Source organism: Pantoea sp. USHLN256 (assembly GCF_037149875.1).
GTDB lineage: Bacteria > Pseudomonadota > Gammaproteobacteria > Enterobacterales > Enterobacteriaceae > Pantoea > Pantoea nemavictus.
This window is the reverse complement of record NZ_JBBCQO010000035.1, coordinates 1-487: the sequence shown is the minus strand read 5'-3', so window position 1 is coordinate 487 and position 487 is coordinate 1. Positions and strand designations below refer to the sequence as shown.

Here is a 487-nt window from a genome sequence, read left to right as displayed (position 1 = left end):
CTTTAAACAGCTGATCCGCTGGCGCTGACTCACCGAAGGTGGTCATGCCGACGATCGCGCCGTTCAGGCCGGTGTATTTGAACCAGTAGTCCGCGATACCCGCTTCGATCGCCACGCGCGCCGCCACCGCTTTCGGCAGCACCGATTCACGGTACGCCGCATCCTGCTTGTCGAACGCGTCGGTGGATGGCATGGAGACCACGCGCACCTTGCGGCCTTCCGCCGTCAGCTGCTCGTAAGCGCTCACCGCCAGCTCCACTTCCGAACCGGTGGCGATCAGGATCAGCTCCGGCGTGCCGTTGCTGTCCTTCAGCACGTAACCGCCGCGCGCCACGTTAGCCAGCTGCTCAGCGCTACGATCCTGCTGCGCCAGGTTCTGACGCGAGAAGATCAGCGCCGACGGGCCGTCAACGCGCTCGATGGCGTACTTCCACGCCACCGCCGACTCAACCTGGTCGCACGGGCGCCACAGGCTCATGTTTGGCGT

1 protein-coding gene is annotated in these 487 nt (G+C 64.9%); it reads right to left on the bottom strand.

The genetic code is table 11. From position 1 onward, the window contains the following. Positions 1–487 (bottom strand): transketolase-like TK C-terminal-containing protein (locus WFL93_RS24130; protein ID WP_336779206.1); only part of this gene is annotated, 487 nt, incomplete at both ends.